This window comes from Achromobacter semiaridum (genome assembly GCF_053543755.1).
Genome location: NZ_JBLVOL010000101.1, coordinates 1 through 3,139, shown reverse-complemented (window position 1 = coordinate 3,139; position 3,139 = coordinate 1). Strand labels below are relative to the sequence as shown.

Below are 3,139 nucleotides of genomic sequence, written 5' to 3'. Positions count from 1 at the left end.
CCCAAGGGGGGGGCGGCTTTTTACTTTGGCAACGACCGGGGTCGTGTGCTCGTGGTGTGCGCCTTAGCGCGCGCCACCCATCGCGCCGCTCATCACCATCATCAGGAACTGTTCAACCGGCATCTTCTTGCCGTTGAAGTCGACTTGGCCGTCGGCGTAGTTCACGTAGGTGACGATGTTGTTGTTTTCGACCTTGGCAACGCCCATCGCGGCAGCCATGGTGCCGACCATTTCGGCCTGGCCCTTGGCGGTTTGCACGGCTTGTTCGGCCGGCACGCCACGCATTTGCGGTTCAACGGCCATCAGGTCGCTCAGGTTGCCCTTGGACAGCACCAGCTTGGCATCCAGCTTTTTCACGGCTTCGGTCAGCGTGTCGGCCACTTCGCCGTCCATCGAGGCCGGCTTGGCAAAGTCCAGGTTCAGGTTGAACGTGGACGTGCCGTTGGCGGTGCGCACTTCAAGCGGCGACACGGCCAGCGTGGGGTTGCCCGCCAGAATCTGCGCCACGTTGGTCTTGATGACCTGCTGCTCTTCAGCGGTGAACTGCGGCAGTTGTTCCTGGCCGTTGCTTTGCATCATGCGACGCGAGGCGGCTTCGTAGACGTCGTTCAGCGCCTTGAACGCCTTGGAGTCCAGCTTCTGCACGTCCAGCGCCAGCTTCAGGCCGGCAACGTCCTTGGCTTGCACGTTGATCATGCCGAAGTCCAGGGCCATCTTGGCGCCCATGGCGGGGCCGTTCTCGGTCATGTCGACGGCGATCGACGTGTCCTTGAACTGAACCGGCGGCTTTTCCTTGGACGTGATGGTCCAGTCCTTGAGCGTCAGCTTCTGGCTGCCCACGTACATGTCGTTGGACGCCGGCGTCATGTCGCTGGTCAGCGAAATGCCTTGCAGGGCCATGCTGACGATGTCGCTGTTTTCGCTCTGGCCGGCCAGCACCAGCTTGTCGGTCTTCAGGTCGAAGACGCCGTGCTTGTTCGACGTCGTGTAGTCGACGTTGCCCGTCATGCCCGAGAACGACAGGCTGGTGTCGCCCTTGGTGACGTCGGCGGGGGCCAGGTTGAACTTGCCGGTGATGTTCTTGGCGTAGCTGACGCTGTAGTGACCCGACAGCGGCGTTGCGCCCTTGGTGGCGGCGAACCATTCCTTGACGGTCGGCGTCTCTTCAATGACAAAGTCGCTGGCAACCATGGCCGGCGCGAACGAGCCGGACTTCAGGTTCGACAGCGGCAGGGGGCCGTGCGACAGGTGTTCCACAAACAGCACGTCGCGATCTTGCGCGGGCTTGCCTTGTTCGGCCGGCGTGGTGAACTTCACGCGGTAGCGGGCGGTGGACGAAAACACACCGCGCTCGAACGACACCAGCTCCACAGCGGAGGCGATGCCCCACTGATCGCTGAACTTCTTCAGTTCAACATTGGCCTCGCCAATGGACTGGTTGACGAAAGCCTCGGCCTTTTGGCCCGTGTACCAGGCGGTGCCGGTCCACGCCGCGCCCAGAACGACCACGAGGCCCACGATTGCCGATTTCTTCATAGCGACCCTTTATTCTTCAAATGGATAGATGCGCAGCGATTATAGGGAGAGCGCCCTAGGGAAAACACGTATTTGGTTCATAAGCGCTGCAAGTTGTTACTTAGCGATACGGCACAGTGGAATCCTGTCCGCTGCTGCACCGCCACATCAGCTACAATCGCCGAGTGTGCTTTGCCAATCTGCACACGTCCGCTATGGCCCTTCGCTGCCAAGCTTCGCCCATCAGGGCGCTTCCCTTTTCTCCTTATTCGTCCGCCTGGATTGGAGTCTCTCAACTTGAGCGACGGGCTGCCGCTGGAGTTGTTTTGACTACCTCTTCCCCTTTCGCCGACCTCGGGCTGGCTGATTCCCTGTTGCGCGCCATTGCCGATACCGGCTACACCGCACCCACGCCTATTCAAGCCCAGGCGATTCCCCAAGTTTTGAAAGGCGGCGACCTGCTCGCCGCCGCGCAGACGGGTACCGGCAAGACCGCCGGCTTCACGTTGCCCATCCTGCATCTGCTGATGCAGCAAAAGCCCGAAGCGCGCAAGCCCGGCCGCCCCCGTTGCCTGATCCTGACCCCGACGCGCGAACTGACCGCGCAGGTGGCCGAATCGGTGCAGACGTACGGCAAGTACACCTCGCTGACGTCCATGGTGATGTTCGGTGGCGTCAACATCAACCCCCAGATTTCCGCGCTGCGCAAGCCGCTGGACATTCTGGTGGCAACGCCGGGCCGCCTGCTGGACCACTGCGGCCAGAAGACGGTAGACCTGTCGGGCGTTGAAATCCTGGTGCTGGACGAAGCCGACCGCATGCTGGACATGGGCTTCATCCGCGACATCCGCAAGATCCTTGCCCTGCTGCCCAAGCAACGCCAGAACCTGCTGTTCTCGGCCACGTTCTCGGATGAAATCCGCACGCTGGCGCGCGGCGTCCTGAACAACCCGGGCGAAGTGTCCGTCACCCCGCGCAACACCGCCACCGAACTGGTCACCCAGACGGTGCACATGGTGGAACAGCATCACAAGCGCGACCTGATCAGCCACATCATCCGTGAAAGCGGCTGGCACCAGGTGCTGGTGTTCACGCGCACCAAGCACGGCGCGAACCGCCTGGCTGAAAAGCTGGTCAAGGACGGCCTGACCGCCGCCGCCATTCACGGCAACAAGAGCCAATCGGCCCGCACCCGCGCGCTGGCCGGCTTCAAGGACAGCACCGTGACGGTGCTGGTGGCGACCGACATCGCCGCCCGCGGCCTGGACATCGACCAACTGCCGCAAGTGGTGAACTTTGAACTGCCGAACGTGCCCGAAGACTACGTGCACCGTATCGGCCGTACGGGCCGCGCCGGCGCCACAGGCGCTGCCGTCTCGCTGGTCGACAACAGCGAAATCAAGCTGCTGAAGGACATCGAACGGCTGATCAAGAAGACGATCGAGCGCAAGCCCGTTGAAGGCTGGACCCCGTCGCCCACCAGCGCCGCCGCCTTCGAACGCCAGGAACGCGATGAAGACGCGCGCAGCCCGCGCGGGGGCAATCGCAATGGCGGTCGTGGTGGCAACGGCGGTAACGCCGGCCGTGGCGGCAACGCCGGCACCGGCCGTTCGCGCCCGGCCCA

General features: G+C 62.9%; 2 protein-coding genes. One reads left to right on the top strand and one right to left on the bottom strand.

Annotation, left to right across the window (positions count from 1 at the left end; translation table 11 throughout):
* Positions 1-63 precede the first annotated feature (63 nt).
* The gene (locus ACNPP0_RS23085) at positions 64-1,536 is read right to left on the bottom strand and encodes a YdgA family protein (protein ID WP_448707103.1); all 1,473 of its coding nucleotides are present in this window, start codon (positions 1,534-1,536) and stop codon (positions 64-66) included.
* 305 nt (positions 1,537-1,841) lie between these two features.
* Between ACNPP0_RS23085 and ACNPP0_RS23080 the strand changes: the two genes are divergently transcribed.
* On the top strand, positions 1,842-3,139 hold a 1,298-nt coding region (locus tag ACNPP0_RS23080), incomplete at its 3' end, for a DEAD/DEAH box helicase (protein ID WP_448707102.1).